The sequence below is a fragment of the Xenorhabdus aichiensis genome, assembly GCF_028598775.1.
In the GTDB taxonomy this organism is placed as follows: Bacteria; Pseudomonadota; Gammaproteobacteria; order Enterobacterales; family Enterobacteriaceae; genus Xenorhabdus; species Xenorhabdus bovienii.
Window position 1 is genome coordinate 1 of record NZ_JAQRFO010000123.1, and the last position, 1,041, is coordinate 1,041.

A 1,041-nucleotide genomic window follows, 5' to 3' on the forward strand; every position below is an offset into this window, starting at 1 on the left:
CAATTTCTGAAAAAGGCGGTCAGTTGCTATAGTAGGCATCTTTCTCGCCAAAGGAAAATGCACTATGGCCTATACACAACTGACCGAAATAGAAAGATATCAGATTTTCAGTTTAAAAGAAGCCGGTTTTACACAACGCTTTATTGCCACGTCGCTCAATCGAGCCCCATCAACGATTAGCCGAGAATTGAGACGAAACCGGGAAGCACAGAAATACTGTCCTAAACAGGCTCAGCTTAAAGCCTCAGAGCGCCGCTATACTGCTGTAAAAGCAGTCAAAGTTACACCAGAGATCACAAAGTTGATTAAGCAGCTAATTTGGCAAGATTTAAGCCCTGAACAAACAGTCGGTTATCTCAAAAGGGAAAAGATAATATCTTTGCATCATGAAACAGTTTATCGATTGATTTATAAGGATAAGCTTAATGGGGGTGATTTATGGCAGCATTTTAGGATTGCTAAAAAACCGTATCGTAAACGCTATGGAAGTTATGAACGAAGAGGAAAAATCAAAAACAGAGTCAGCATTGAAAAGCGCCCAAAATGGGTTGATAAAAAGCAGCGTATTGGTGATTGGGAAGGAGATACTCTCGTTGGCAAAGATCATAAAAGTGCATTATTGACCTTAGTTGAACGAAAATCGTTATTTACTCTCATCATTAAACTTGAAGATAAAACAGCAGAAGGTGTCGCAAAAGCGGTAACAAGACACTTATCATTGATAAAACATAAAGTTAAAACAATGACTTTTGATAACGGCCTCGAATTTGCCGAACACGAATTTATCAGTAAAAATTTAGAGACAAAAATTTATTTTGCTCACCCGTATTCCCCTTGGGAAAGAGGGATAAATGAGAATACGAATGGATTAATCAGAAATTACTTTCCCAAAGGAACCGATTTTAATAAGGTATCAGAGCGAGAGGTTAACCTTGTGGCAAACCGATTGAATAATCGCCCTCGTAAAACACGAGATTACAAAACACCAAATGAGTTATTTAAAGGAATACCCACTCATTTACTTCGTTTATAACGATGTTG

At 37.9% G+C, this 1,041-nt stretch carries 1 protein-coding gene; it reads left to right on the forward strand.

The features are described 5' to 3' along the window. Positions 1-64 precede the first annotated feature (64 nt). Positions 65-1,033: an IS30 family transposase gene (locus tag PSI22_RS21215; RefSeq protein ID WP_273581456.1), complete on the forward strand. Its 969-nt coding sequence runs from the start codon at positions 65-67 to the stop codon at positions 1,031-1,033. Positions 1,034-1,041 lie beyond the last annotated feature (8 nt).

What these genes read in the sequence shown, in the direction of transcription:
- PSI22_RS21215 (WP_273581456.1), top strand. Translation starts at nt 65, where the DNA reads ATGGCCTATACACAACTGACCGAAATAGAAAGATATCAGATTTTCAGT.